Annotated in this window: 21 protein-coding genes; 15 read left to right on the plus strand and 6 right to left on the minus strand. The window is 63.2% G+C overall.

Going from position 1 to position 25,024, the window contains the following annotated elements; all coding sequences use genetic code 11:
• Positions 1–40 precede the first annotated feature (40 nt).
• The 6 genes from N181_RS22785 to N181_RS22810 all read left to right on the plus strand — a co-directional run bounded on the left by N181_RS22785 (position 41) and on the right by N181_RS22810 (position 9,097).
• Entirely contained in the window at positions 41–2,086 is a 2,046-nt protein-coding gene (locus N181_RS22785; RefSeq protein WP_060563901.1) for a hydantoinase/oxoprolinase family protein, read from the plus strand.
• A 1-nt stretch (position 2,087) separates the two neighbouring features.
• Positions 2,088–4,055: a hydantoinase B/oxoprolinase family protein gene (locus N181_RS22790; RefSeq protein ID WP_037433172.1), complete on the plus strand. Its 1,968-nt coding sequence runs from the start codon at positions 2,088–2,090 to the stop codon at positions 4,053–4,055.
• A 48-nt stretch (positions 4,056–4,103) separates the two neighbouring features.
• Positions 4,104–4,994 (plus strand): LysR family transcriptional regulator, encoded by an 891-nt coding sequence (locus N181_RS22795; protein WP_037433174.1) that lies wholly within the window; start codon positions 4,104–4,106, stop codon positions 4,992–4,994.
• Between the two features lie 102 nt (positions 4,995–5,096).
• A complete protein-coding gene (locus tag N181_RS22800; RefSeq protein ID WP_037433177.1) occupies positions 5,097–6,560 on the plus strand; it encodes an aldehyde dehydrogenase family protein in 1,464 nt (487 codons plus the stop codon).
• 18 nt (positions 6,561–6,578) lie between these two features.
• Entirely contained in the window at positions 6,579–7,622 is a 1,044-nt protein-coding gene (locus N181_RS22805) for a tartrate dehydrogenase (RefSeq protein ID WP_037433179.1), read from the plus strand.
• Positions 7,623–7,639: 17 nt separating this feature from the next.
• A complete protein-coding gene (locus tag N181_RS22810; RefSeq protein ID WP_060563902.1) occupies positions 7,640–9,097 on the plus strand; it encodes an NAD-dependent succinate-semialdehyde dehydrogenase in 1,458 nt (485 codons plus the stop codon).
• A 1-nt stretch (position 9,098) separates the two neighbouring features.
• Here the strand turns inward: N181_RS22810 and N181_RS22815 are convergent, their stop codons facing one another.
• Both N181_RS22815 and N181_RS22820 read right to left on the minus strand, forming a co-directional pair.
• Complete coding sequence (locus N181_RS22815) at positions 9,099–10,061, minus strand: pyridoxamine 5'-phosphate oxidase family protein (protein ID WP_037433190.1); 963 nt, start codon at positions 10,059–10,061, stop codon at positions 9,099–9,101.
• A 12-nt stretch (positions 10,062–10,073) separates the two neighbouring features.
• Positions 10,074–10,685, minus strand: a complete 612-nt coding sequence (locus N181_RS22820; protein ID WP_037433192.1) for a glutathione S-transferase family protein — start codon at positions 10,683–10,685, stop codon at positions 10,074–10,076.
• A 121-nt stretch (positions 10,686–10,806) separates the two neighbouring features.
• On the opposite strand from N181_RS22820, the gene N181_RS22825 reads away from it, so the two are divergent.
• Positions 10,807–11,724 (plus strand): LysR family transcriptional regulator, encoded by a 918-nt coding sequence (locus N181_RS22825; RefSeq protein WP_037433194.1) that lies wholly within the window; start codon positions 10,807–10,809, stop codon positions 11,722–11,724.
• Positions 11,725–11,748: 24 nt separating this feature from the next.
• Here N181_RS22825 and N181_RS22830 read toward each other — a convergent pair whose 3' ends face one another.
• A complete protein-coding gene (locus N181_RS22830; protein WP_037433195.1) occupies positions 11,749–13,026 on the minus strand; it encodes an NAD(P)/FAD-dependent oxidoreductase in 1,278 nt (425 codons plus the stop codon).
• A 12-nt stretch (positions 13,027–13,038) separates the two neighbouring features.
• Positions 13,039–13,707, minus strand: coding sequence for a haloacid dehalogenase type II (locus N181_RS22835; protein WP_037433222.1), 669 nt, complete (start codon positions 13,705–13,707; stop codon positions 13,039–13,041).
• A gap of 320 nt (positions 13,708–14,027) precedes the next feature.
• On the opposite strand from N181_RS22835, the gene N181_RS22840 reads away from it, so the two are divergent.
• From N181_RS22840 to N181_RS22870, 7 genes are all read left to right on the plus strand, one after another.
• Positions 14,028–14,864, plus strand: coding sequence for a GNAT family N-acetyltransferase (locus N181_RS22840; RefSeq protein WP_037433224.1), 837 nt, complete (start codon positions 14,028–14,030; stop codon positions 14,862–14,864).
• 13 nt (positions 14,865–14,877) lie between these two features.
• The gene (locus tag N181_RS22845) at positions 14,878–16,251 is read left to right on the plus strand and encodes an aspartate aminotransferase family protein (protein WP_037433197.1); all 1,374 of its coding nucleotides are present in this window, start codon (positions 14,878–14,880) and stop codon (positions 16,249–16,251) included.
• Positions 16,252–16,537: 286 nt separating this feature from the next.
• On the plus strand, positions 16,538–17,254 hold the full coding sequence (locus tag N181_RS22850; protein WP_037433199.1) for an HAD-IA family hydrolase: 717 nt from the start codon (positions 16,538–16,540) through the stop codon (positions 17,252–17,254).
• 79 nt (positions 17,255–17,333) lie between these two features.
• Positions 17,334–18,944 (plus strand): ABC transporter substrate-binding protein, encoded by a 1,611-nt coding sequence (locus N181_RS22855; protein WP_037433227.1) that lies wholly within the window; start codon positions 17,334–17,336, stop codon positions 18,942–18,944.
• Between the two features lie 114 nt (positions 18,945–19,058).
• Positions 19,059–20,009, plus strand: a complete 951-nt coding sequence (locus N181_RS22860) for an ABC transporter permease (protein WP_037394965.1) — start codon at positions 19,059–19,061, stop codon at positions 20,007–20,009.
• A 2-nt stretch (positions 20,010–20,011) separates the two neighbouring features.
• Positions 20,012–20,872 carry an ABC transporter permease gene (locus N181_RS22865; RefSeq protein WP_037433202.1) on the plus strand — a complete coding sequence of 287 codons (861 nt, stop codon included), beginning with the start codon at positions 20,012–20,014 and terminating at the stop codon, positions 20,870–20,872.
• On the plus strand, positions 20,872–22,533 hold the full coding sequence (locus tag N181_RS22870) for an ABC transporter ATP-binding protein (protein ID WP_037433204.1): 1,662 nt from the start codon (positions 20,872–20,874) through the stop codon (positions 22,531–22,533). The genes N181_RS22865 and N181_RS22870 overlap by 1 nt, the downstream gene beginning before the upstream one ends.
• 137 nt (positions 22,534–22,670) lie before the next feature.
• On the opposite strand, the gene N181_RS22875 is transcribed toward N181_RS22870, so the two are convergent.
• Complete coding sequence (locus N181_RS22875; protein WP_050991565.1) at positions 22,671–23,780, minus strand: phosphatase PAP2 family protein; 1,110 nt, start codon at positions 23,778–23,780, stop codon at positions 22,671–22,673.
• 134 nt (positions 23,781–23,914) lie between these two features.
• A complete protein-coding gene (locus N181_RS22880) occupies positions 23,915–24,436 on the minus strand; it encodes a prepilin peptidase (protein WP_037433207.1) in 522 nt (173 codons plus the stop codon).
• Positions 24,437–24,755: 319 nt separating this feature from the next.
• On the opposite strand from N181_RS22880, the gene N181_RS22885 reads away from it, so the two are divergent.
• A complete protein-coding gene (locus N181_RS22885) occupies positions 24,756–24,959 on the plus strand; it encodes a Flp family type IVb pilin (RefSeq protein WP_037433233.1) in 204 nt (67 codons plus the stop codon).
• Positions 24,960–25,024 lie beyond the last annotated feature (65 nt).

The following is a 25,024-nucleotide window of genomic DNA, read 5'->3' on the forward strand; positions in this document are numbered from 1 at the left end:
CGCAGAATGCTGATCGCCGGAAGAACAAGGAAGACAGGACATGAGCTATCGCATCGGCGTCGATGTCGGGGGATCCTTCACGGACTTTGCCCTCTTCGACGAAACCAATGGGCGCCTTGACACCCTCAAGGTGTTTTCCCGGCCGGACGAGCCCGGTGCCGAAATAACCGCCGGACTGACGACATTAAAGGCGCGAGACGGCCTCGATCCGGCCGAGGTCGACTATTTCACCCACGGCACCACCGTTGGCGTCAACACGGTGATCCAGCGCAACGGCCACGACCTGGCGCTGTTCACGACCTGCAACTTCGAGGACGTACTGCAGATCGCACGGCTCAAGATTCCTGAAATCCACAACCTCTATTCGGTACGTCCCGAGCCGCTTATTCCCCGCGACCGCGTCTTCGGCATCTCGGAACGGACCCTTGCGACCGGCGAAGTTCTCGTCACGCCGGAACTCGATGACGTGGCGGCCGCTGTCGATGCCGCACGGCTCACCGGCTCCAAGGGGATCGTGCTTGCCTTCCTAAACGCCTATCGCAATCCGGAGAACGAAACAGCCGTGAAGGCGATGATCGGCGAGCTCGCGCCCGAATTGCCGGTCTTTTCTTCGGCCGAGACCTGGCCGATCATTCGCGAATATGAGCGCACCACCACCGCCGTCATCAGCGGCTATGTCCAGCCGCGGGTCTCGCGCTACCTCGATCGCTTCGAGACGGTGCTGCGTCAGGAAGGGCTTGCCTGCCCGCTGCTGATCACCAAGAGCAATGGCGGCGTCATGGGTATCGACCAGGCGCGCAATGATTGTGTGCAGATGATCCTTTCAGGCACCGCTTCCGGCGTCATCGGTGCCGGCTATCTCGCCAGGGCGAGCGGCTTCGACCGGATTCTCAGCCTCGACATCGGCGGCACCAGTGCCGATGTGGCCGTGATCATCGGCGGCGAGCCGCAATATGGCGTCGGCGAGTTGATCGGCGATTTCCAGATCCATATCCCGTCGGTTTCGGTGAGTTCGGTCGGACAGGGCGGCGGCTCGATGGCCTGGGTCGACCCGCTCGGCATGCTCCAGGTCGGTCCCGACAGCGCCGGCTCGACCCCGGGCCCGGCCTGCTACGGACGCGGCGGCACTCGACCAACAGTGACGGACGCAGTCGCCGCGTGCAACCTGGTCGGCCATATGCCGCTCGGCTACGGCGCCGTCGAGGTCGATCACGCGGCGGCGCGCGCAGCGATCGCACCGCTGGCGGAAGCCCTCGGCAGCAGCGTCGAGACCGTCGCCGGCGACATCATCAATATCTCCGTTTCCGGCATGTATGCCGAGGTGAGCGGTCTCATTTCCCGCTTCGGCATCGACCCGCGCGACTTCCACCTTTTCGCCTTCGGCGGCGCGGGTGCAATGCTCGCTTGCTTCCTGGCACGCGAACTCGACATGAACGGCGTGGTGGTGCCGCCGACACCCGGCGTCGTGTCGGCGCTGGGCGGACTGATCGCCGATCTCAAAAACGATTTCATCCGTACGGTCTATTGCGACGTGTCCGCCGAGGGCCTCGCCGCCGTGGCCACTCCCTATGACGCGCTCGGCGCGCAAGCCGAAGACTGGCTGCGCAACAAGCAGGGCTTCGAGGGAGAAGCGGTGGTCAAGGTCCTCGCGGATATGCGCTATCAGGGACAATCCTACGAAATCGAGGTGCCCCTTGAAGGCGCGTGGCTTGAAGCTCGCAATGCGGCCGCAGTGGCGGACGCCTTCCATGCCGAGCATGCCCGGCTGTTCGGGCATTCGTCGCCCGCGGCGCCGGTGCAGATGGTCAATTTGCGCCTGACGATTTCGGGCGCAACGCCGAAGCCGGCCCTCCTCCCGCTCGCCCCAGCCGTGGCCCCGATTGCGCCGCGGCTGGCGGTCGATGCCTGGTTCGATGGCAAGGCCGTTCAGACCTCCGTCTACCACCGCACCGATCTTAGGGCCGGCCATCGCTTCGAGGGTCCCGCCATCATTGCGCAGGACGATACCACGACTGTCGTTCCGCCGGACTTCGTCGTCGATGTCGATGAGTTCGGCAACCTCGTCATCACCCGCAGGGAGGCCTGACATGACGATCGACCGTAGAAACCTGAAAGTGCTTGCCAATTTCTGCGCCGCAGCCGCCGACGCCATGGCCTTCACGCTGATGCGCACCGCCCATTCGGCCTTCGTCAAGGAAACGGAGGATTTCTCCTGCCAGGTGGTGACCCGCGAGGGGCTCGCTTTCGCAAGCCCTCGCCAGTTCGGCGCGCCCTGGTATAGCGGCATCGACTATGCGCCGCTCATTGAGATGTTCGACGACTATGCCGAGGGCGACATCTGCATCACCAACGACCCCTATAGCGGCTTCGTCGCGACCCATTCTCCGGACATCCATATCTGGAAGCCGGTCTTTCATGAGGGGAAGCTTGCCTGCTTCGTCGTCGGCCATATCCACAACACCGACGTCGGCGGCGCCGTGCCCGCCTCGCTTTCCCGGTCGTTGACGGAGATCGAGCAGGAGGGCTTGCGCATCCCGCCGGTCAAGCTCGTCCAACAGGGTAAGTTGAACCAGTTCGTGCTCAGCACGATGGCGGCCAATGTGCGGCTACCGGAGCAGAATATCGGCGATCTCCACGCCCAGATCGCCTCCGTCAATATCGGCGAGCGCAAGTTGAAGGAGATCATCGCCCGCTTCGGCTACGACGATTTCATCGACGGCGTCGGGCAGATTCTCGACTATGCCGAACAACAGACCCGGGCGATCCTCGCCGGGGTGCCGGATGGGGACTATTTCTTCGCCGACTATGCCGACGAGGACTCGGTCGGCGGCAAGCCCTGTCGGGTGGCGCTCACCCTGCGCGTAAAAGGCGACGAGGTCGAGCTCGACTATACCGGCAGCGACCCGCAGCTCGGCTCCTCGCTCAACATGCCGACCGGCGGCCGCGAGCGCCATCCGCTCGTCATGGTCGGCCTCACCTACGTACTCTATACGCTCGACAACAGCCTGCTCCTCAACGCCGGCACTTTGCGCCCGGCCCGCGCCGTGCTGCCCAAGGGCACGATCGTCAACTGCGATCCGCCGGCGGCGGTCGGCATGCGATCGCTCACCTGCGCGATGACCCAGATCGTCACCGTCGGGGCCTTTGCCCAGGCGCTGCCGGAGCTCATGCCCGCCGCCTCCCCGGGCGGCAACGCGATCATGAACGTCAAGACGAGCGCCAGAAACGGCCGTCCGGTCATGGCGTCGATCGGTCCGGTCGGCGGCGGCGGTGGCGGAACGCCGATCCGCGACGGCAGCGATGGCGCCGGCGGCGCCACCGGCTTCCTGCGCAACACGCCGATCGAGATCAGCGAGGCGGAGGTGCCGATCCGCTTCCTGCGTTACGGGCTTCAGCCGGATACCGGCGCACCGGGACGTTATCGCGGCGGCCTCTCGGCGATCATGGAATTCGAGGTATCGGCGCCGGAGACTGTCGTGACCGCCCGCAACCGCAATCGCTCGATCATGCCCTCCTGGGGGCTGAACGGTGGCCATGCGGGTGTCATCTCCCGTTTCATCCGCAATCCCGGCAGGAGCGACGAAACCGATCTCGGCAATACCGACGTGGTGCGCTTAAATCCCGGCGACGTGATCCGCGTGATCGGACCGGGTGCCGGTGGCTACGGCGAACCCTTCGAGCGCCCGGCAAACGCCGTGCTCCGCGACGTCCGCCGAGGCGCCGTCTCGCTCGACAGCGCCCGCCGCGACTATGGCGTGGCGATCGTCGCCGACGAGGTCGATGCGGACGCGACGGCCGCATTGCGTACCAAGGCACGGCCGATTCCCGGCACCTTCGCCTATGGCGCCGAGCGCATCGCCTTCGAGACGGTGTGGACCCCTGAACGCTACGAGCTGCTTACCCGGTTCCTCGCGGACGTTCCGGTCGGCTGGCGCTTCTTCCTGAAGCATCGCATCTTCGAGGCCGCCGCCTCTCTTCCCGCGGAAGACGAAATCCCCATCGACCGGCAGATGGGCGCGATCTTCGGCGAGGTGCGCGAGAGATATGGGCTTTGATGGGTTCCCCACGTCGGCTAAGACATCGGCGTGCGAGGACGGGGAACGATGAACGCGCGCCAACTTGAAATCTTCCGGGCGATCATGCGCGACGGTTCGATCACCGCCGCTGCCAACTCGCTCGGAATTTCACAGCCGGCCGTGAGCAAGCTCCTGCACCATATGGAAAGCCAGCTCGGCTATGCGCTCTTCGACCGGATCGGCGGGCGGCTGGTGCCGACGATGGAAGCGAACCTTCTCTTCGCCGACGCCGATCGCGTCTTCCGTGAGATGGAGGCCTTGAAGTCGCTGGCGCGGGACATCGGCGCGCAAAAGATCGGTCTCCTGCGCCTCGGCGCGAGCCTGCCGGTGACCTATTCCGTGCTTCCCAAGGCGCTGTCGGCCTTCCGCGAACGGCAACCGGAAGTGAAGGTCCATTTGCATGCGCTGCCGAAACGGGAGATCGCCGAGGCGTTGCTCCTCGGCGACATCGATCTCGCCGTCACCCTCTCGCTCATCCAGGCGCCGACCGTGCGAAGTGAAGTGCTTTGCGAGGTGCCGATCGTCGCGGTGATGCGTACCGACGAACCGCTCGCCGAGCGTGCCGAAATTACGCCCGCCGATCTCGACGGCAAAACGCTGATCTCCTATGGCGCGCACGCAGAGATCGGCGCGTCGATGGACGGCGCGTTCGCTGCGGCCGGACGGCAGCGCGACGTCGCCATTCAAATCGCTTCCTCCGTGGGAGCGGTTCCGCTGGTCCGCGAGGGCCTCGGAATCGCGCTCGTCGATGGGCTCGTCGCCTGGGAGGATTTCGAGGGGCTGGTCGCTCGCCGTTTCCTGCCGCGCATCTCGATGCAAGCGGTCGCGGCCACCAACGAAGCGCGCCCGGCCTCGCGCTTCGTCCAGCCCTTCCTGACCTGCCTCAAGACCGTGCTGAACGGCCAAAGATTGCGCTGAAACGCTCCCCTCAAACAGCTTATTCCATCATCACCCTCAGCGCAGTCGAGCGAAACTGCCGGAGATCCGCCGCTATTCTTGCCCAAACGGCAAGGAGCAGCAATGACCCTCAGTTTCAATCCCGATACGGTCGAACTCCCCAACGGTCATTTCATCGGCGGCCGCTACGTGCCCGCCGCCGGCCGGCTCGCCATGCACCGTCCTTCCGATGGCGCCGGCTTCGCCGAGTGCCCCGTCGCGGGCGAAGATCTTGTCGACCAGGCGGTCGCGAGCGCTCGCAAGGCGCTCAAGGAGAGCGGCTGGTCGGGCCTGCGCCCGCGCGAACGGACGCGGGCGCTCTCGCGTTGGGCCGACCTCATCGAAGCCGAAGCGGTGACGCTTGCGCGCCTCGAAGCGGTCGCCTCCACCCGCCCCATCGGTCACCTCATTGAGGGCGATATCGCCATCACCGCCGAGCAGATCCGCTTCTTTGCCGAGTTCGCCGACAAGGAAGGCGGCGATCTGGTGCCGACCGACGACGACAATCTCGGCATGATCATGACCGAGCCCTATGGCGTCATCGGCGCGATCACGCCCTGGAATTTTCCGGTCTCGATGGCCGGCTGGAAGCTCGGGCCGGCGCTTGCCGCCGGAAATGCGGTGGTGCTGAAGCCGTCCGAGATGACGCCTTTCTCGACACTCTATCTCGCCGAGCTTTCGGTGCGTGCCGGCCTGCCGGCCGGGCTCATCAATGTCGTGCTCGGCGATGGGCCGACCACGGGGAATGCCATTACGGGCCATCCGGGCATCGGCAAGGTGAGCTTCACCGGTTCGACGGCCGCCGGGGCAGCAATCATGCAAAACGTCGCCCGCACCGGCATCAAGCCGATGACGCTCGAACTCGGCGGAAAAAGCCCGCAGATCGTCTTCGCGGATGCGGATCTCAATCGCGCCGCAGAAGCGATTGCCAGCAACATTCTCTCCAATGCCGGCCAAGCCTGCGTCGCCGGCTCCCGCGTGATCGTCGACCGGAGTGTCGCCGATGCGCTGACCGAAGCAATGGTCGCGCACATGTCTGCAATCCAGCCCGGCCCGACCTGGGACGAGACCAGCCAATATTCGCCGATCATTTCCGAGCGCCAGATCGGCCGGATCGATGCGATCGTACAAAAATCGCTCGCCGCTGGCGGCAAATGCCTGCTCGGCGGCAAGCCACTCGACCGGGAAGGCTATTTCTACGCCCCGACGCTGATCGCAGGCGTCGACCAGTCCTCTCCGGCCGTGACCGAGGAAATCTTCGGGCCCGTCCTGACGCTGCAGATCTTCGACGACGAGGCAGAGGCTTTGGCGCTCGCCGACCATCCGACTTACGGGCTTGCCGCCGGTGTTTTCACGCGCGACCTGTCGCGCGCCGTGCGGGTGACGCGTCGGCTCGAAGCAGGAACAGTCTGGATCAACCGCTACGGCCGCTCGCGCGACCACATCCTTCCGACCGGCGGCTACAAGAGCTCCGGCATCGGCAAGGATCTCGGCCGCGAGGCCTATCTCGCCAACCGCCGCAGCAAGAGCGTGCTGATCAATCTCTAAAGCGGGACGAGGACAGATATGAAAACCTATTCGATCGCGCTGATCCCCGGGGACGGCATCGGCAAGGATGTGACGGCCGCCGCCTGGCAGGTGCTGGAGAAAGTCTCCGCCCGGTCGGGCTTCGAACTGAAGGCCACCACCTTTCCCTGGTCATGCGCCTATTACAGAGAGACCGGAGCGATGATGCCGGCCGATGGTATCGCGACGCTGCGCCGTTTCGACGCCATCCTGCTCGGCGCGGTCGGCTGGCCGGCCGAGGTTCCCGATTCGGTTTCGCTGCACGGCCTGCTGCTGCCGATCCGCAAGGCCTTCGTGCAATATGCCAATATCCGCCCGCATCGCCTGCTGCCCGGCGTCGAAGGTCCGCTCAAGGCGCGCAATTTTGACATCCTCTGCATTCGCGAGAACACCGAGGGTGAGTATTCCGGCGCCGGCGGCCGCGTCCATCAGGGCACGAAGGACGAGGTCGCAGTCGAGACCTCGATCTTCACCCGAGCCGGCGTGGAGCGCATTCTCCGCTTCGGCTTCGAACAGGCCCGCGCCCGCCGCGGCAAGCTCGCCTCGGTGACGAAATCGAACGCCCAGAAATACTCCATGGTCTTCTGGGACGAGATCACCGAACGGCTGGCGGCCGAATATCCGGACGTCACTGTTACCAGCTACCATATAGATGCGATGGCGGCCCGAATGGTCATGGCGCCGGAAAGCCTCGACGTCGTCGTCGCCTCCAATCTCTTCGGCGACATCCTGACCGATCTTGGTGCCGCCATTCAGGGGGGCCTCGGCTTTGCCGCCTCCGCCAACATCAATCCCGATCGCAGCGCTCCTTCGATGTTCGAACCGGTGCACGGATCGGCGCCGGATATCGCCCACCTCGCCATCGCCAACCCGATCGCGGCCATCTGGTCGGCCGCAATGATGATCGAACATCTCGGCGAGGCTACCGCGGCGGAACAGATCATGGCTGCGATCGCGGCCGCCACCTCCGCCGGCATCGGCACGGTGCCCGGCAAGGACAAGACGGAAACCATCACGGCGGCGGTTCTTGCCGCGCTCGACTGATCGACAGGGGAACAACAATGCTGAAATTGAACGATAAGGATCTTTTCCGGCAATCCGGCTTCATCGGCGGGGCGTGGACCGACGCAGCCTCCGGGGAGGTCATCGAGGTGATCAACCCGGCTGCGCAAGCTACCCTCGGCACCGTTCCGGACATGGAGACGGCCGATACCCGGGCTGCCATCGATGCCGCCGCTGCCGCCTTCGCCTCGTGGAAGAAGAAGACGCATGCCGAGCGCGCCGCACTCCTCGAGCGCTGGCACGCGTTGATGATCGAAAATCTTGAGGACCTGGCGCTGCTGTTGACCATGGAACAGGGAAAGCCGCTCGACGAAGCGCGCGGCGAGATCCGATATGGCGCCGCCTTCGTGAAATGGTTCGCCGAGGAAGCCCGCCGCATCGGCGGCCATACGATCCCCTCACCGACGGCGGACCGCCGCATCGTCGTGCTCAAGGAAGCGGTCGGCGTTTGCGCCATCGTCACCCCCTGGAACTTCCCGAACGCAATGATTACCCGCAAAGTCGCACCCGCCCTGGCAGCGGGCTGCACGGTGGTGATCAAGCCCTCGGAGTTCACGCCATTTTCAGCGCTCGCCCTCGGAGTTCTGGCAGAGCGCGCCGGTATCCCCGCAGGTGTCATCAACATAGTCACCGGCATGCCGACCGCTATTGGCAACGAGTTCATGGCGAACGAGACGGTGCGCAAGATCTCCTTTACGGGCTCCACGCGCGTCGGGTCGTTGCTGATGAGAGGCGCGGCCGACAGCGTCAAGCGGCTCTCGCTCGAACTCGGCGGCAATGCTCCCTTCATCGTCTTCGAGGATGCCGATCTTGATCTGGCGGTCGAAGGCGCGATCGCCTCCAAGTTCCGCAATGGCGGACAGACCTGCGTCTGTGCCAACCGCATCCTGGTGCAGGCCGGCGTCTACGATGCCTTCGCCGAGAAGCTCGGCGTCCGCGTCAGCGCCATGAAGGTCGGCCCGGGCACGGAACCCGGCATTGCCATCGGCCCGATGATCAACGAGGCGGCGATCGCCAAGATCAACCGCCATGTCGAGGATGCGCTTTCCAAGGGTGCGAAGATCGTCGCGCGCGGCAGATCGCTGCCGGAGGGAAGGCAATATACAGCGCCGCTGGTGCTGACCGGCGCCACCACCGACATGCAGCTTGCCAGCGAAGAGACTTTCGGTCCCGTCGCCCCTCTCTTCCGCTTCGAGACCGAAGAGGAGGCGATTGCCATTGCCAACGGCACGCCTTTCGGCCTTGCCGCCTATTTCTACACCGAAAACCTGAAGCGCTCCTGGCGCGTCGCCGAAGCCCTGGAATTCGGCATGGTCGGCCTCAATACCGGCGCCATTTCCACCGAAGTCGCGCCCTTCGGCGGCGTCAAGCAATCCGGCCTCGGCCGCGAGGGCGCCCAATGCGGCATCGAGGAATACCTCGAACTGAAGAGCTTCCATATCGGCGGGCTCGGCTAGACTAGGCATCCCGCTCGGACCAAGTGCCGGTGGCCAGCGCGAAGGGCGACCATTCGCCAAGATCGTAGCAGATCGGCAGCGCGTCGGCCCGCCAGACGATCTGGCGCGGACGGAAGCGCCAATAGCGCTCGGCGCCTTCGAGTATCCCGCCCTCGGGTTGCCCGGACAAAAGTTCGGCCTCGCCGGTCATCTGCAGCAGACCACCCGTCGAGAAGTCCGGGAAGACGAGCCCGGCGCGCGGATTGACGGCGATGTTGCCGAGCGTGTTGAAGAAACGGTTGCCAACGAAATCCGGGATCGTCAACCAATCGTCATCGCCGACACGTACGAACCCCGCCCGGCCGCCACGATGGGAGACGTCCACCTGGCGCCCAGCCGGAAGATCGGCATAGGTGGCGACGAAGAAGGTGTCCGCCTGCCCGACAAGGGCGCGCGCAGTGTCGTCAAGCTCCGAGCTCCGTGTGGACGGCACCGACGGCGGTTCCGATGGATCGCGGATGAAGCGGGCCTGCCGGAGCTGGATATATTTAGGGCAGTTGCCGAAGGACTGGTCGACGCTGATATCGAACCCCCTGGCATGGCGATCGAGCCGGCCGTTCAGCCGGTTGCGGCGCCTCGTGCCGAGATCGATGCCGAGAAGGGCGAGCGAGGCGCCATCTTCCATGCCTCCATCCGCGGGATCCGCCGGCTCCCTGGAGAGCTCGACGGTGAGCCTGTGGGCATCCGGTGCGCGGAGAAAGCCGGGCCGCCCCGCCCGGAGCGTCGCCCAGGGATCGTCGCGTTGGTCCACCGCCCCCAGCACCACCATCGGCAGCAGCGGATAGAACTCGCGGTGCTGCTCGATCAGATGATCGCGCAAGACGCGGCGACCGACCTCGTCCATGCGTGTCTCCACGCCCGATTGCCGCTGGAGTTTGATCTCACCGTCATGCCAGGGCGAGGCAGGCAGGATGCGACCGTCCATGACATTGCCTCCTCAGGCGTCTAAGCCAACCGGGGTTTTCTGGAAGTCGACGAAGCCCGGCAACGCTTCGATGCGCTCGAGCCAGGCGCGGATGTTCGCGTAGGGCTGAAGATCCACGTCGCCTTCGGGCGCACGCGCCACATAGCTGTAGAGCGCCACATCGGCGATGGTAGGGCGGTCGGTGGCGATCCATCCCCTGCCCTCGAGCGCGGCCTCGATCAGCGTCAGGATCGCGTGGGAACGAGGAATGACCTCTTCCGGCCGATAGGGGGCCTTGAACACATTAATGAGCCGCGCCTGCGCCGGACCGTGGGCGATCTGGCCCGCGGCGACGGTAAGCCAGCGCTGAACGGCGGCCGCACCCTGCGGGTCTTCCGGCAGCCAGTCCGCGCGGCCTGTCGTCTTGGCGAGATAGACCAGAATGGCGTTGGAATCGCAGATGATCGTGCCGCCGTCATCGAGCACCGGAACCTGACCGAAAGGATTGAGCTTCAGGAACGGCTCCTGCTTATGCTCTCTCCTGGCGAGATCGACGAGCACGAGGTCATGCTCAAGACCGAGCAGCGAGAGTAGGAGCCGGGCGCGATGCGCATGGCCGGACAGCGGATGATAGTAGAGTTGCATGTTTGCCTCCTGCGGAAGAATGGAGGCACAGAATGATTATTGAGCTCGGAGTTGATAAGCCTTCCATGAGGCACTAGACTATTTCAAATGGTGTAATAGTTCTTTTTTGGACAGGATCGCGATGGATCGCTGGCAGGCGATGCGGATCTTCGTGCAGGTGGTTGAAAGCGGTGGCTTCGCCCCTGCCGCCAAGGTGCTGCATACGAGCCCGCCCTCCGTGACCCGGGCGATTGCGAAGCTCGAGGAGCAGATCGGCACGCGGCTTTTGGTTCGCACCACGCGCTCTCTGAAGCTGACTGCTGCCGGCGAAGGCTATGCAGCCGATTGCCGGCGTATCCTGGCGGAGATTGCCGAGGCGGAAGCCAATGCGGCGGGCAGCTTCATTCACCCGGCGGGATTGCTCACGGTCACCGCGCCTGCGCTTTTCGGGCGCATCCATGTACTCCCCGTCATCCTCGAATTTCTCGATCTCTATCCTGCGATTCAGGTGAAAACCGTCTTTGTCGACCGCGTCACCAATCTGGTCGAGGAAGGCCTGGATGTCGCCGTCCGTATCGCGGCACTCCCCGCTTCCGGGCTCATCGCACGCCGCGTCGGCTCGGTCAGACAAGTGCTTTGCGCGTCCCCAGACTATTTCGAAAGCTTCGGCAAGCCCGAGAGCCCTCAAGACCTCGTTCACCACCGCATCATCGGGCGCGATGGACTCTTCGGTCATTCGGAATGGCTTTTTGGGCGCGACAGCAGCATTCGCGTTCCAATCAGCGCCCGGCTGATCTGCAACACCAATGACGCAGCCATCGCCGCCGCAGTGGCTGGATGGGGATTATCCCGGTTCCAGTCCTACCAGGTGGCGCAGGAGATAGAGGCGGGTCGCCTCAAGATCGTGCTCGCCGACTACGAGCGCGAGCCAGTGCCGATCCACATCGTGCACGCCGAAGGGCGCATGGTCTCAGCCCGGGTGCGCGCATTCGTCGATTTCGCGGCCGAACGCTTTCGCCGGCGCCCCGGAATGCATGCTGAGCTTAGGGAAGGCAGATAAAAAGCTGCGTCACCGTCCAGTGAGCTACTGAATCCTATCGAGCATCTTGTAATACATGCCGACCAACGGCAGGAACCATGGCTTGCCGAAATGCCCGGGGACTGCCGGCCAGGCTAGGTCCTTGACCGGATTGCGATCAGCCTTGCCGAGAATGGCGTCGGCAAGCAGCATTCCCATATGGGTCGACATCTGCGCCCCGTGACCGGAATAGCCCATGGCGTACCAGAGGCCGTCGGTGAAGCCCGCCCGCGGAAAACGATCCTTGGTCATGTCGACCAGGCCGCCCCAGCAATAGTCGATTTCGACCTTGGCGAGCTGCGGGAAGATCTCGGCGAGACTGGCGCGCAGGATAGCGCCGCTCTTTTCGTCCGAGCGCTGGTCCGATGTCGCCGAAAACCGCGCCCGACCGCCGAAGATCAGGCGATTGTCAGGCGACAGCCGGAAATAGTTGCCGATGTTGAGAGAGGTCACGCAGGTGCGGTTGCCGGGCATGGTTGCTGCGATCTCGGTGTCGCTGAGCGGCCGTGTCGCGATGATGAAGCTGCCGACCGGGACGATACGGCGGCGGAAATAGCCGAAGGCGCCGGTTGTGTAGGCGCCGGTCGCTAGCAGCACCGTATCCGCCGTCACGCGGCCCCGCGGGGTCGTCAGTTCCTGCTTGCCGGACAACTGACGCCGGCTCGTCACAGGAGTGTTCTCTGCGACGATCGCACCATGGCGGACCGCCGCATCCGCCAGGCCGACGACGAAGCGGCCCATATGCATCATCGCGCTCTTCCTGGAGAGCATTGCGCCATGGAACGCGGCCGAACCGATTTCGCTCGTCAGATCATTTGCCGTCAGAAGCGCCGTGTCCGGATCAATCTCGCGGTTCACCACCTCGAAATTTCGGGCGATCGCGTCGAAATGCGCCGGCTTCGAGGCGAGCTTCAGCTTGCCGGCGCGCCGGAAGCTGCAGTCGATACCCTCTTCCGATACAATGCGTTCGATCGTGTCGACGGAGGCGTCATAGGCGCGGTAGAGCGCCGCCGCCCGCTCGGCCCCGAGTTCCGCCTTGGCGGCGACGAAGCTATGGGCGATGCCGTTGTTGAGATGGCCGCCGTTGCGGCCGGATGCGCCCGATCCGACCGCCCCCGCCTCCAGCACCATCACTTTTGCGCCGGCCATTGCCAACTGGCGCGCAGCCCCGAGTCCGGTGAAGCCGCCGCCGATGACGGCGACGTCATAGTGGCCCTCGACCGGTGTGCGGCTGCCGCCTTCGAAGGGGGGGGCCGTATCGTGCCAGTAGGACTTGAACTGCATGGCCATCTCCCGTCAGAGCCCGACGACGCCGGGCAGGCCGGAAATATCCTTGATCTCCGTATACCCATAGAAGGGGTTTGCCGGCTCGTGGCCGCGGTTGACCCAGACCTTGTTCTTGATGCCGAGATCGTGCGCCGACATCAGGTCGTAGCGGAACGAGGACGAGCAGTGGAGAATGTCCTCCGGGCCGCAGCCGAGCATATCGAACATATATTCGAAGGCCTTGAAGCGCGGCTTGTAGGCCTGCGCCTGCTCGGCCGTGTAGACCGCATGGAAGGGGGCGCCCAGCTTCTCGACATTCGACATGATCTGCGAATTCATCGCGTTCGACAGGATGACCAGCGGTATCTCCTTGGCGACTTTGGCAAGTCCGGCCGGCACGTCCGCATGCGGGCCCCAGGTCGGCACGCGCTCATAGACCACACGGGCGGCTTCCTCGCGGAATTTTATGCCGTTGCGCTTACAGGTACGTTCCAGCGAATTGTGGACCACTTCCGCATAGGGCTTCCAGTCGCCCATAATCTCGTCGAGACGATAGGCGGCGAAATTCTTGATGAACTCCGCCATGCGCGGTTCATCGAGTTGCTCGCTGTAAAGATCTCGAGCCACTTCCGCCATCTGGAAGTTGGTCAAAGTGCCGTAGCAGTCGAAGGTGATGTATTTCGGACGGAAGTTCGCCATGCGCATTCTCCTTTTCAATGACGCGGTCCGGGTTATCTGAAAAGGATCATAGGCGTGTCCCGCCCGCCGGCTCGCGCGATTTGGCGCCGATCGAAGCAGATTGTACCGTATCCGCGGGCGGCTTTGGCACATGGTTGTGTGCACCGCCCGCAGCGCTCCAGCCTTTTCCCACCCTTGAGACCCTTTGCCGCCGGGCTGCCGGCATAAGATGCGGCGACCCCCTCACGTAAAGGTATAAGATACCGCCCCCGACACCGCCTTCGGACGATCTGCCGGTCGGCCTTCCTTGAAACTTGCTGGAGGAAATCAAGGATCTTCCCATGCAGTTAAGTCAGATCGAACTTACGGCCTTTGGCCCCGAGCATCTGGAGAGCGCGGTGCGGCTTTCCCGCCAGGCGGGCTGGCCGCACCGGCTGGAGGACTGGCAGATGGCGCTGGCGCTGAGCGACGGCGTCGTCGCCCTCGAGGCCGGCCGGGTCGTCGGAACCACGCTGGCGACAGCCTATGGGAACGACTGCGTTACGATAAACATGGTGATCGTCGACGAGACGATGCGCGGCCGTGGCCTGGGGCGCGGGCTGATGGATGCCGCCCTGCGGATCGCCGGCGACCGGCCGCTGCGGCTCGTGGCGACGGCGGAGGGGCTGCCGCTCTATGAAAAGCTCGGGTTCCGCGAGACCGGCACCGTGCTGCAGCACCAAGGTATCGCACGAGACTTGGCCGCGCCCGCGAAAACGGCGACGGCGACCGGGGACGACATTCCAGCGATCGCCGCTCTTGACCGCATCGCTTTCGGGGCCGATCGCCGGGATCTGATCGCCTATCTCGCCAAAGTCGGCGAGTTCGCGGTCATTCGCCGCAACGGCCGCATTGCCGGTTTCGCCGCCCTGCGCGCCTTTGGCCGTGGCGATGTCATCGGGCCCGTCGTTGCCGCAAATGTCGATGATGCCAAGGCGCTCGTCGTCCATTTCATCGCAATGCGAAGCGGACAATTCATCCGGGTCGATACCACCGCCGAGACCGGGCTCTCCTCGTGGCTGTTTGACCAGGGGCTCGCCCATGTCGGCGGCGGGATCGCCATGGAAAGGCCGCTCCTTCCCCGCGCCGCCGATCGCGCCGCCACCACCTTTGCCCTCGCCAATCAGGCGCTCGGCTGATCTGGAGATCTCGATGTACAGCAATTCCCTTATCGAACTCGACCGCGCCCATCTGGTCCACCCGGTCACCTCCTATCGCAGCCACGAGCGCGCCGGGGTCCGCGTCCTCAGATCCGCTAGGGGCGCAACCGTGACCGACGCCTCCGGGCACACGATGATCGACGGTTTCGCCGGGCTCTGGTGCGTCAATGCCGGCTACGGCCATGACAGCATCGTCGAGGCGGCGGCCCGGCAGATGCGCGAGCTGCCCTATGCCACCGGCTATTTCGGCCTAGGCTCCGAACCGGCGATCCGGCTGGCGGCTGAACTCGCGGAGCGAGCGCCGGGCGACCTCAACCATGTCTATTTTACGCTTGGCGGGTCGGACGCCGTCGACAGCACCATCCGCTTCATCCGCTACTATCACCATGCGCAGGGACGGCCTCAGAAGGACCAGTTCATCTCGGTCGCGCAGGGCTATCACGGCTCCTCGACGGTCGGTGCCGGCCTGACGGCGCTGCCGGCCTTTCATGCCGGCTTCGGCGTACCGTTCGACTGGCAGCACAAGATCCCGTCGCATTACGCCTATCGTAACCCAGCCGGAACCGAGCCCGCCGCTATCATCGCCGCCTCGGTCGCGGCGCTGCGTGCCAAGGTCGAACAGCTCGGCGCAGACCGGGTGGCAGCGTTCTACGTCGAACCGATCCAGGGTTCGGGCGGTGTGCTCGTGCCGCCGCCGGGCTGGATGAAGGCGATGCGCGACGTTTGCCACGAGCTCGATATCCTGTTCGTCGCCGACGAGGTGATCACCGGCTTCGGCCGCACCGGCCCGTTGTTTGCCTGTTCTGACGAAGACATCGTCCCCGACCTAATGACGACGGCCAAGGGGCTCACGTCGGGCTACGTGCCGATGGGCGCCGTCTTCCTCTCGGACAGGGTCTACGAGACGATCGCCGACGGCGCCGGCGCGTCGGCGGTCGGTCACGGCTACACCTATTCCGCCCATCCGGTCAGCGCCGCAGTCGGCCTTGAAGTGCTGCGGCTCTACGAGAACGGGCTTCTGGAAAACGGCCGCAAGGCCGGCGAGCGGCTGATGGCGGGCTTGCGCGGCCTCGGCGATCATCCGCTGGTCGGCGATGTCCGCGGACGCGGCATGCTGGCGGCGATCGAGCTGGTTGTCGACAAGGAACGCAAGACGCCTTTGCCGGCCGCTTCCGATCCGGCGCGCCGAATATTCGACCGCGCCTGGGACAACGGCCTGATTATCCGCGCCTTCGGCAACGGTGTTCTCGGCTACGCCCCGCCGCTCTGCTGCACCGAGGCGGAAATCGACGCCATCGTCGAGCGGACGCGGATGACGCTTGACGAGACTTTGGAGGACCCAGATGTCCGCGCGGCACTTGCCTGAAGCAGCGTTCTTCCCGCTCCGCGGCCGTGCATCCCCGGCGGATCGGCAGCTGGAACGGCGAAATACCGGTTTATCATGATATTCGCAATTTTGTGCCGCCATCCTTCTCCCATTCAGAGAATCTGGCGAGCCGATACTGCGAAACTGGCTGAGCTAAGGGTGCAGGAATGCCGGGAAAACAGGGGTTTCCCCCCTGTGGCAAGCGCCAGCGGCCCATTGAGCACAGCATTTTCTTCTGCAAGCCAAGCGCGAACGAATTTCGTTGCGCTCAATCGAGGAAAAAGACTTGGCAAAGACCTTCGCGGATTTCAAGTATCTCACCTTCGACGTGGTCGGCACGCTGATCGACTTCGAGGGCGGCATCAAGGAGTGCCTGGCCGGCATCGCCAAGGAGGCGGGTGTCACGGTCGATGGCGAAGAGGCGCTGAAGCTCTACCGAGCGGCGCGCTATTCCCCCGATGCCGATCTCTTCCCCGACGACCTGGTCCGCGTCTATCTGTCGATCGCGCCTGAGCTCGGACTTCCCGCCGAAGCGAAATACGGCGAAAGGCTGCGCGATTCCGCGAAAGACTGGAAGGGCTTTGCCGACAGCGCCGAGGCGCTCGCCCGGCTTGCCAAGCGCTACCGCCTGATCGCCATGACCAACGCCCGGCGCTGGGCCTTCGAGCATTTCTCCCGCGAGCTCGGCAACCCCTTCTACACCGCCTTCACTGCAGACGACACCGGCACCGAAAAACCGGATCCGGCCTTCTTCGAGAAGGTCTTCGCCTTCGTCGCTTCGGAGGGCAATTCGAAGGACGACATCCTGCACGTCGCCCAGAGCCAGTATCACGACATCGGCATCTCGCGGAAGCTTGGGCTGACCAACTGCTGGATCGAGCGACGGCACGCGCAGAAGGGCTATGGCGGCACGATCGAGCCCGCCGAATTCACCAAGCCCGATTTCCATTTCACCTCCATGGCGGGGCTTGCCGACGCCGTGGAGCAAAGCAAGGCCGCCTGAACGGCAGGCAAATCACCCGATCGAACCCCCGCAAAGAAGACGGGGCGATCAAAGCCACCACAAACGAATGGGGAACGTCATGAACGACAAGATCACGAACTGGACCAAGAGAGACGACGCAGTCGTCGAAAACGCCATTCGCCGCGGCGCTACCCGTCGCGAACTCCTTCAGATGCTACTTGCCGGCGGCGTCGCGATGTCGGCCGGCGGACTCGTGCTCGGCCGAGCCGGCAATGCTCTTGCCGCAACGCCGGTCACCGGCGGTACGCTCAAAGCGGCCGGCTGGTCGTCCTCGACCGCCGACACGCTCGACCCGGCGAAGGCATCTCTCTCCACCGACTATGTGCGCTGCTGCTCCTTCTACAATCGCCTCACCTTCCTCGATAAGAGCGGCACTCCGCAGATGGAGCTTGCCGAAGCGATCGAGTCCAAGGATGCGAAGACCTGGACCGTCAAGCTCAGAAGCGGCGTTACCTTCCATGACGGCAAGCCTTTGACCGCCGACGACGTCATCTTCTCGCTGAAACGCCATCTCGATCCGTCGGTCGGTTCGAAGGTTGCCAAGATCGCCGCCCAGATGACCGGCTTCAGGGCAGTCGACAAACAGACGGTCGAGATCACCCTCGCTGATGCGAACGCCGACCTGCCAACCATCCTGTCGATGCATCACTTCATGATCGTCGCCGACGGCACGACGGATTTCTCCAAGGGCAACGGCACCGGCGCCTTCGTCCGGGAAGTCTTCGAGCCCGGCGTGCGCTCCGTCGGCATCAAGAACAAGAACTACTGGAAATCTGGCCCGAACGTCGATTCCTTCGAGTATTTCGCGATCAGCGATGACAGTTCCCGCGTCAACGCACTATTGTCCGGCGATATCCATCTCGCTGCCTCGATCAACCCGCGTTCGATGCGCCTTGTCGAGAGCCAAGGTGACGGTTTCGTCCTGTCGAAGACCACCTCCGGCAACTACACCAACCTCAACATGCGAATGGACATGGCGCCCGGCAACAAGCGCGACTTCATTGAAGGGATGAAGTACCTCGTCAATCGCGAGCAGATCGTCAAGTCGGCACTCAGGGGCTTGGGTGAAGTCGGCAACGACCAGCCGGTTTCCCCCGCCAACTTCTATCACAATGCCGACCTGAAGCCGCGCGCCTTCGATCCCGAGAAGGCGAAGTTCCACTTCGAGAAGGCGGGCGTCCTCGGCCAGTCGATCCCGGTGATCGCCTCCGATGCGGCGACTTCGTCGATCGACATGGCGATGATCATCCAGGCCTCCGCAGCCGAGATCGGCTTGAAGCTCGACGTCCAGCGCGTTCCGGCAGATGGCTACTGGGACAATTACTGGCTGAAGGCACCGGTCCATTTCGGCAATATCAACCCGCGCCCGACGCCTGACATCCTGTTTTCGCTGCTTTATACTTCGGAAGCCCCGTGGAACGAGAGCCAGTACAAGTCCGAGAAGTTCGACAAGATGCTGATCGAAGCGCGCGGCTCACTCGACCAGGAGAAGCGCAAGTCGATCTACGACGAGATGCAGGTCATGGTCGCCAACGAAGCCGGCACCATCATCCCGGCCTACATCTCCAACGTCGACGCGACCACCGCCAAGCTCAAGGGGCTGGAACCCAACCCGCTTGGCGGCCAGATGGGTTATGCCTTCGCGGAGTATGTCTGGCTCGAAGCCTGATGAAGCGATCGGCCGGGGGCATGCTGCGGTTCCTCTGCAAGGAAACCGCGAGCAGCCCCCGGACCGGTTTTTCGCTTCGTTGAATGTGGGTTCGAATGCCGAAAGGAAGCGCGCGTGAACAACCGTGTCCTATCGCTTGTGCTGAGCAGGCTGCTCATCGCCTTGATCACGCTGGTGATCGTCTCCTTCGCCGTCTTCTTCGCGACGACGCTCTTGCCCGGAGACACGGCGACGATCCTGCTCGGCCAGGCCGCCACACCGGAGGCCGTCGAAGGCTTGCGCAAGGCCATGCATCTGGACGAGCCGGCGGTCTTCCGATTCCTGCGCTGGATCGTCGGCCTCGTGCAGGGCGACCTCGGAACCTCCTACGCCAACGAGATGCCGGTCGCCGATCTGATTGCCGGGCGCTTCGTCAATACGCTGAAGCTTGCGGGCGTCACCGCGCTCTTCTCCGTGCCGATTGCGCTGACGCTCGGGATCAGCGCGGCGATGCTGCGCGGCTCGCTCTACGACCGCGCCGTTACGGTACTGACGATCGGCGTCATCTCGGTACCGGAGTTCATGATCGCAACCTCTGCCGTGCTGGTCTTCGCCGTCTATCTCAAATGGCTTCCGGCACTCTCCTTCGCCAACGAGGTTCACGGCCTGGCCGACATGCTCCGCATCTACGCCATGCCGGTGATCACGCTTACCTTCGTCATCTCGGCGCAGATGATCCGCATGACCCGGGCAGCGGTGATCGAGACGCTCAACACGCCTTATGTGGAGATGGCGCTGCTGAAGGGTGCCTCCCGCCCGCGCATCGTGCTTCGCCACGCGCTTCCGAATGCCCTGGGGCCGATCGTCAATGCCGTTGCGCTTTCGCTTTCCTATCTGCTCGGCGGGGTCATCATCGTCGAAACGATCTTCAACTATCCCGGCATCGCCAAGCTGATGGTGGATGCCGTGGCAACTCGCGACCTGCCGCTCATCCAAAGTTGCGCGATGATCTTCTGCCTCGGCTACCTGCTCTTGATTACGACGGCCGACATCATCGCCATCCTTTCCAATCCGAGGCTTCGATGACAATGACCACTTCGAGCACATCGACCACGACCACCCGAACCTCCGGAAGCCGGCTTGGCTACCGCTTCAACGTCATCGGCATCATAGGCCTTTCGGTTATTCTTTGCTGGGCACTTGTCGCGATTTTCGCGCCGCTGATCATTCCCTACCCGGTCGGTGAGATCGTCGACCTCGATTATTTCGGGCCGATGAGCAGCGACTTCTGGCTCGGTTCGGATTATCTCGGCCGCGACATGCTGTCGCGAATCCTGATGGGCGCCCGCTACACGGTCGGCATCTCGCTGGCCGCAGTGACGATCGCCTGTTTCTCGGGCGTTGTGCTCGGCATGATCGCCGCAGTTGCCGGCGGGTGGCTCGACACGCTTCTGAGCCGCTTCCTCGACGCGCTCAACTCGATCCCGAGCAAGCTCTTCGGGCTCGTGGTGGTCGCGGCCGTCGGGTCCTCCATTCCCGTGCTGATCCTGACGCTGTCGGTGATCTACATTCCCGGCGCCTATCGCTTCGCCCGGGCGCTCGCCGTCAATATCAACGCCATGGACTTCATCACCGTTGCCCGCATCCGCGGTGAAAGCACCCTCTATCTGATACGCTCGGAGATCCTGCCGAACATCGCCGGGCCGGTGCTCGCCGATCTCGGTATCCGTTTCGTCTTCATCGTGCTTCTGCTCTCCGGCCTGTCCTTCCTCGGCCTCGGCGTCCAGCCGCCCTATGCCGACTGGGGCGCGCTGGTGCGCGAAAACATCGGCGGCCTGCCCTTCGGCGCGCCGGCGGTGATCTTTCCCTCGCTTGCAATCGCCAGCCTGACGATCAGCGTCAACCTGCTGATCGACAACCTGCCGCAGAAAATCCGGGACCGCGCATAATGGCAAACCTCGTCGAAATCCGTGACCTGAAGGTCGAAGCCACCACCGATTCCGGGCGCCGGGTCGAGATCATCAAGGGGATCAGCCTGGACATCGCCGACGGCGAGATCGTCGCGCTGATCGGCGAGAGCGGCTCCGGCAAGACGACGATCGCCCTGACGCTGATGGGGTACGCCCGCCCCGGCTGCCGCATTTCCGGCGGCAGCGTTTCCGTCGCCGGCAAGAACATGGTGGCGCTCAGCGAAAAGGAGCGCGCCCGCGTCCGCGGCACCGAGGTAGCCTATGTGCCGCAATCGGCCGCCGCGGCCTTCAATCCGGCCGCCACCATCATGGACCAGGTGATCGAGATCACCCGCATTCATCATCTGATGTCGCCTGACGAAGCACGCGCCAAGGCGGTCGATCTCTTCCGGGCGCTGTCGCTGCCCGAACCGGAGACCATTGGCACGCGCTATCCGCATCAGGTCTCCGGCGGCCAGTTGCAGCGCCTCTCCGCCGCCATGGCCCTCATCGGCGACCCGAAGCTGGTGATCTTCGACGAGCCGACCACCGCGCTCGACGTGACCACCCAGATTGAGGTTCTGCGCGCCTTCAAGTCGGTCATGAAGGCGGGTGGCATTTCAGGCGTCTATGTCTCCCACGACCTCGCAGTGGTCGCCCAGATCGCCGATCGCATCGTTGTGCTGAAGGGCGGCGAGATGCAGGAGACCGGCACCACGGAAGAAATCCTCAGCGACGCCAAGCACCCCTATACGCGCGAACTCCTCGACGCCTTCGAGCCGAAGCCGCGCGGCGCAGTTGGTGCCGCCGAGCCTGCACCGGCGCCGCTTCTGAAGATCGACACGCTGGTCGCGGGTTACGGACCGCGCCAGGCCGACGGACTGCCGCTGGTGCGCGCCGTCAAGCAGGTCTCTCTCAAGGTCGAGAAGGGTCGCAATCTCGGCATCATCGGCGAATCCGGCTGCGGCAAGTCGACCCTTGCGCGCGCCATCGCCGGCATCCTGCCGGCGGTCGCCGGCAACATCGCCTTCGAGGGGCGCGAGCTCGGCCGCAGTGCCCGCGAGCGCTCGCGCGAGCAACTGCGCGAGATGCAGATCGTCTTCCAATATGCCGACACGGCACTCAACCCGGCAAAATCGATCGAGGACATCCTCGACCGCCCGCTCGCCTTCTACCACGGCATGGATCGAAGGGCGCGGAGCGCCCGCATCGACGACTTGCTCGACATGGTGCGACTGCCGCGCAACCTGCGCCATCGTCGGCCATCGGAGCTCTCGGGCGGGCAGAAGCAGCGCGTCAACTTCGCCCGGGCGCTCGCCGCCGAGCCGAAGCTCATCCTTTGCGACGAGATCACCTCGGCCCTCGACACCGTCGTGGCCGCCGCGATCATCGATCTCCTCAAAGAGTTGCAGCGCGAGCTCGGCCTCTCCTATGTGTTCATCAGCCACGACCTGTCGACCGTGCAGGCGATCTGCGACGAGGTCGTCGTCATGTATGCCGGCGAGAAGGTCGAGCAACTCGCCTCGTCCGAGCTCGCGAGCGGCGCGAAGCACCCCTATTCCAAGCTCCTCTTCGACTCCGTTCCGAAGCTCGACACCGGCTGGCTCGACGGTCTCGACCAGCGGCCGGACCTCACGCGCGCGTTCAGCAAGACGGGTTGACGCCCGACTATCAGGATTCGGCCGGCTGCCATCATCGGCCTTCCGGCCCTTCTCCCGTAAGCCAGCCAAGGAGACGCGTTGTGTTCGACGGCGGCGCTCGCGCCGTCGATCAGATCGTCGACGCCATTCGCCACAGGTCAGTCACCGACCTGAAGGGCGATCTGTTGAGAGGGGCAGTCCGCGGCCGCTTGAGCAGGCTCTAGCACCGGCGATGTATGATCCAGAGACCAGGACGCGAGATAACCGGAGATCTTCCAGAACAGGAGAGCTAAGGCGCCACCGACAATGCCGTCGCTTGCATAATGCCATCCGAGTTGGACTGACCCTATCGCAATGATGACCGCAAAGCCAGTTCCTGCCCAGCGAGGAAAATGCCCCATTCTCCAGGTCAGGCAGGCGATTGTGACGGCAAAGACGACGTGCAGACTCGGCATAGCAGAGATTCCGGAGATCGCTCCGGATTCACTCGTATAGGCTACCCAGAGGCCCTTCTGAGCAGTCAGTGCCCAGACCAGCCCCGTCTCGGAATTCACTTGCTCAAGGAGTTGCATCAGTGGGGCATAGGTCCGATCTCCGGTTAGTGGCTCCAGGAAGCATGGCCCCACCGATGAAAACGCGATCGCACAAATGTTGCCGGCAACGAGCCATCCGAGCAGCGCAGCAAACATAAAGCGTAAGCGCAGGAAATGATTGGAGGTCCACGCTGCCCAAACCAGGGAGCACGCAACGAGAATGAGCCACAGGTTGTAGAAGAAGTTTATAACGACGATGGCATAGGCGTTTCCAAAGGCCGCACTTGTCAGGACGTAGGGATCGACCCCGCCAAAAATCGCACGATCGACCTCAATCAGGACAGTATCCCAGGAGAACGGATTGATGGCAGGTATGGTCGACTTGATCGTCGCGAAGACGGTGATCATGCCAGTGAATATCACCATCGAGTGAAGCGCGTGGGCGTATCTATCGCCGCGGATCAAAACATCACGTATGTGCTTGATCAATGCAGCGGTGGGCTGCTCTCTCTGCTCGATCAGAAACCGGAGCACGGTCCATAGCAAATAACACGAAGCATAGACGAGCATAGCCGTCAACGACAGCCGAAGGTAGAATGTGCCCGTTCGGTAGTAAGGCTCGACTTCCAGGTACCAAGCCAGCCCGCACATCGAAGCGATGTGCAACAGTAGTATGAAGTGGGCAAGGCGGTAGTCGGCCTTTGTCCGACCCATTGCCGAAAGGAATGCTTTCATCAGAGTTCACCGCTTTATAATTTGTCCATCGTAAGCCTGTCGGTGGAACACTGCTGTCGGCCGCGCTGCATCCACCTGAGGGCTGCTTAAAGTTGCGTGCGGTATCACTCCGCCGCGGGGATATACTTTAGCGTTCAGGCAAAACCCGGCCGCAGAGCTATTACGCAAAGCGCGGCTGCGACCATGATGACGCCGTAGGGGATCTTGCGCGTCGCGCGAATCTCCTCCAGTCGCACCACCACCGAAAAGTGCGCCAGTTGCAGCGGCATCGGCAATTTAAGGATCAACAGTGCCGCGATGCCGCCAATCAGTAGGAAGATTGCGAAGGGCAGCATGCCGTGCCAGCCGATGAAAAGCCCGATCGGCAGGAAGAGCTTGGCGTCGCCGGCGCCGAAGAGCTTGAACGACCAGAGGCCGAAGCCAAGGGTGAAGAGCAGCAGGCCGGCTCCGACATCGCCGGCAATGCCGGACGAGGAGAAAAGTGCCGCGCCCACATCTTCGGCCGTCAGCAGCTGCAGCGCAGCATGAAGCGCATAGACGGCGATAAGGGCCAGCACGATTGCGTTCGGTATTTTCCAGAGTCGGAAATCGCTCCAGGCGGCATAAAGTAAAAGTAATACTGTTGCCACAATTAAAATGTTGATTTCTGCAATCATCTTTCTCGTACTCCATACACAGTCAAAATTGATTATTTTTAAGAAGATACCGAAGGGCTTCTAATCCCTTTGGGCTATATAACACCGAGTATATAATGCAGACAACGTCAATTCGATACCACTTTTCGCGCTTCAAATCCATAGATATTCGTTTATTATCTTAACCATAAGCAACGTCGGCGTGACACTGCTAAATATAATGATTGACGATCCAGAGATTAACAGTTTATTAATTATCGCAGTCGGGGAGATGGTCTCAACGGCAACGCGGCCCGGGGAATTTTGCGGCACGCGAAGTATATTTGAAAAGGATTTCTCGATGAAAGCTTTTGTAGCTAAGGTATCTGCTTTTGCGCGGGAAGAAGATGGTGTTGCGCTGACCGAATATCTTATTCTCCTCGCCCTGCTCGTCGGCGGCGTGATCACGGCCGTGACCACTGCGGGCGGGAATCTCAGCGCCGCTTGGGAGACCTGGGGGTCGTGGTGGACCGGTGAAGTATCGGCTCCTGCGGTCACTCCGTAAAGTTTCATTCAAGCTAAGGAGGGGTTTGTTAACCCCTCCCAACTTTTTTAATTATTTGCAAAGTA

It is taken from the genome of Sinorhizobium fredii USDA 205 (genome assembly GCF_001461695.1).
Classification (GTDB): Bacteria; Pseudomonadota; Alphaproteobacteria; order Rhizobiales; family Rhizobiaceae; genus Sinorhizobium; species Sinorhizobium fredii.

Excerpts from the sequence above, each read along its gene's own strand:
- N181_RS22785 (WP_060563901.1), top strand. The coding sequence starts at position 41 with ATGAGCTATCGCATCGGCGTCGATGTCGGGGGATCCTTCACGGACTTT.
- N181_RS22790 (WP_037433172.1), top strand. The coding sequence starts at position 2,088 with ATGACGATCGACCGTAGAAACCTGAAAGTGCTTGCCAATTTCTGCGCC.
- N181_RS22795 (WP_037433174.1), top strand. The coding sequence starts at position 4,104 with ATGAACGCGCGCCAACTTGAAATCTTCCGGGCGATCATGCGCGACGGT.
- N181_RS22800 (WP_037433177.1), top strand. The coding sequence starts at position 5,097 with ATGACCCTCAGTTTCAATCCCGATACGGTCGAACTCCCCAACGGTCAT.
- N181_RS22805 (WP_037433179.1), top strand. The coding sequence starts at position 6,579 with ATGAAAACCTATTCGATCGCGCTGATCCCCGGGGACGGCATCGGCAAG.
- N181_RS22810 (WP_060563902.1), top strand. The coding sequence starts at position 7,640 with ATGCTGAAATTGAACGATAAGGATCTTTTCCGGCAATCCGGCTTCATC.
- N181_RS22815 (WP_037433190.1), bottom strand. The coding sequence starts at position 10,061 with ATGGACGGTCGCATCCTGCCTGCCTCGCCCTGGCATGACGGTGAGATC.
- N181_RS22820 (WP_037433192.1), bottom strand. The coding sequence starts at position 10,685 with ATGCAACTCTACTATCATCCGCTGTCCGGCCATGCGCATCGCGCCCGG.
- N181_RS22825 (WP_037433194.1), top strand. The coding sequence starts at position 10,807 with ATGGATCGCTGGCAGGCGATGCGGATCTTCGTGCAGGTGGTTGAAAGC.
- N181_RS22830 (WP_037433195.1), bottom strand. The coding sequence starts at position 13,026 with ATGCAGTTCAAGTCCTACTGGCACGATACGGCCCCCCCCTTCGAAGGC.
- N181_RS22835 (WP_037433222.1), bottom strand. The coding sequence starts at position 13,707 with ATGGCGAACTTCCGTCCGAAATACATCACCTTCGACTGCTACGGCACT.
- N181_RS22840 (WP_037433224.1), top strand. The coding sequence starts at position 14,028 with ATGCAGTTAAGTCAGATCGAACTTACGGCCTTTGGCCCCGAGCATCTG.
- N181_RS22845 (WP_037433197.1), top strand. The coding sequence starts at position 14,878 with ATGTACAGCAATTCCCTTATCGAACTCGACCGCGCCCATCTGGTCCAC.
- N181_RS22855 (WP_037433227.1), top strand. The coding sequence starts at position 17,334 with ATGAACGACAAGATCACGAACTGGACCAAGAGAGACGACGCAGTCGTC.
- N181_RS22865 (WP_037433202.1), top strand. The coding sequence starts at position 20,012 with ATGACCACTTCGAGCACATCGACCACGACCACCCGAACCTCCGGAAGC.
- N181_RS22870 (WP_037433204.1), top strand. The coding sequence starts at position 20,872 with ATGGCAAACCTCGTCGAAATCCGTGACCTGAAGGTCGAAGCCACCACC.
- N181_RS22875 (WP_050991565.1), bottom strand. The coding sequence starts at position 23,780 with ATGAAAGCATTCCTTTCGGCAATGGGTCGGACAAAGGCCGACTACCGC.
- N181_RS22880 (WP_037433207.1), bottom strand. The coding sequence starts at position 24,436 with ATGATTGCAGAAATCAACATTTTAATTGTGGCAACAGTATTACTTTTA.
- N181_RS22885 (WP_037433233.1), top strand. The coding sequence starts at position 24,756 with ATGAAAGCTTTTGTAGCTAAGGTATCTGCTTTTGCGCGGGAAGAAGAT.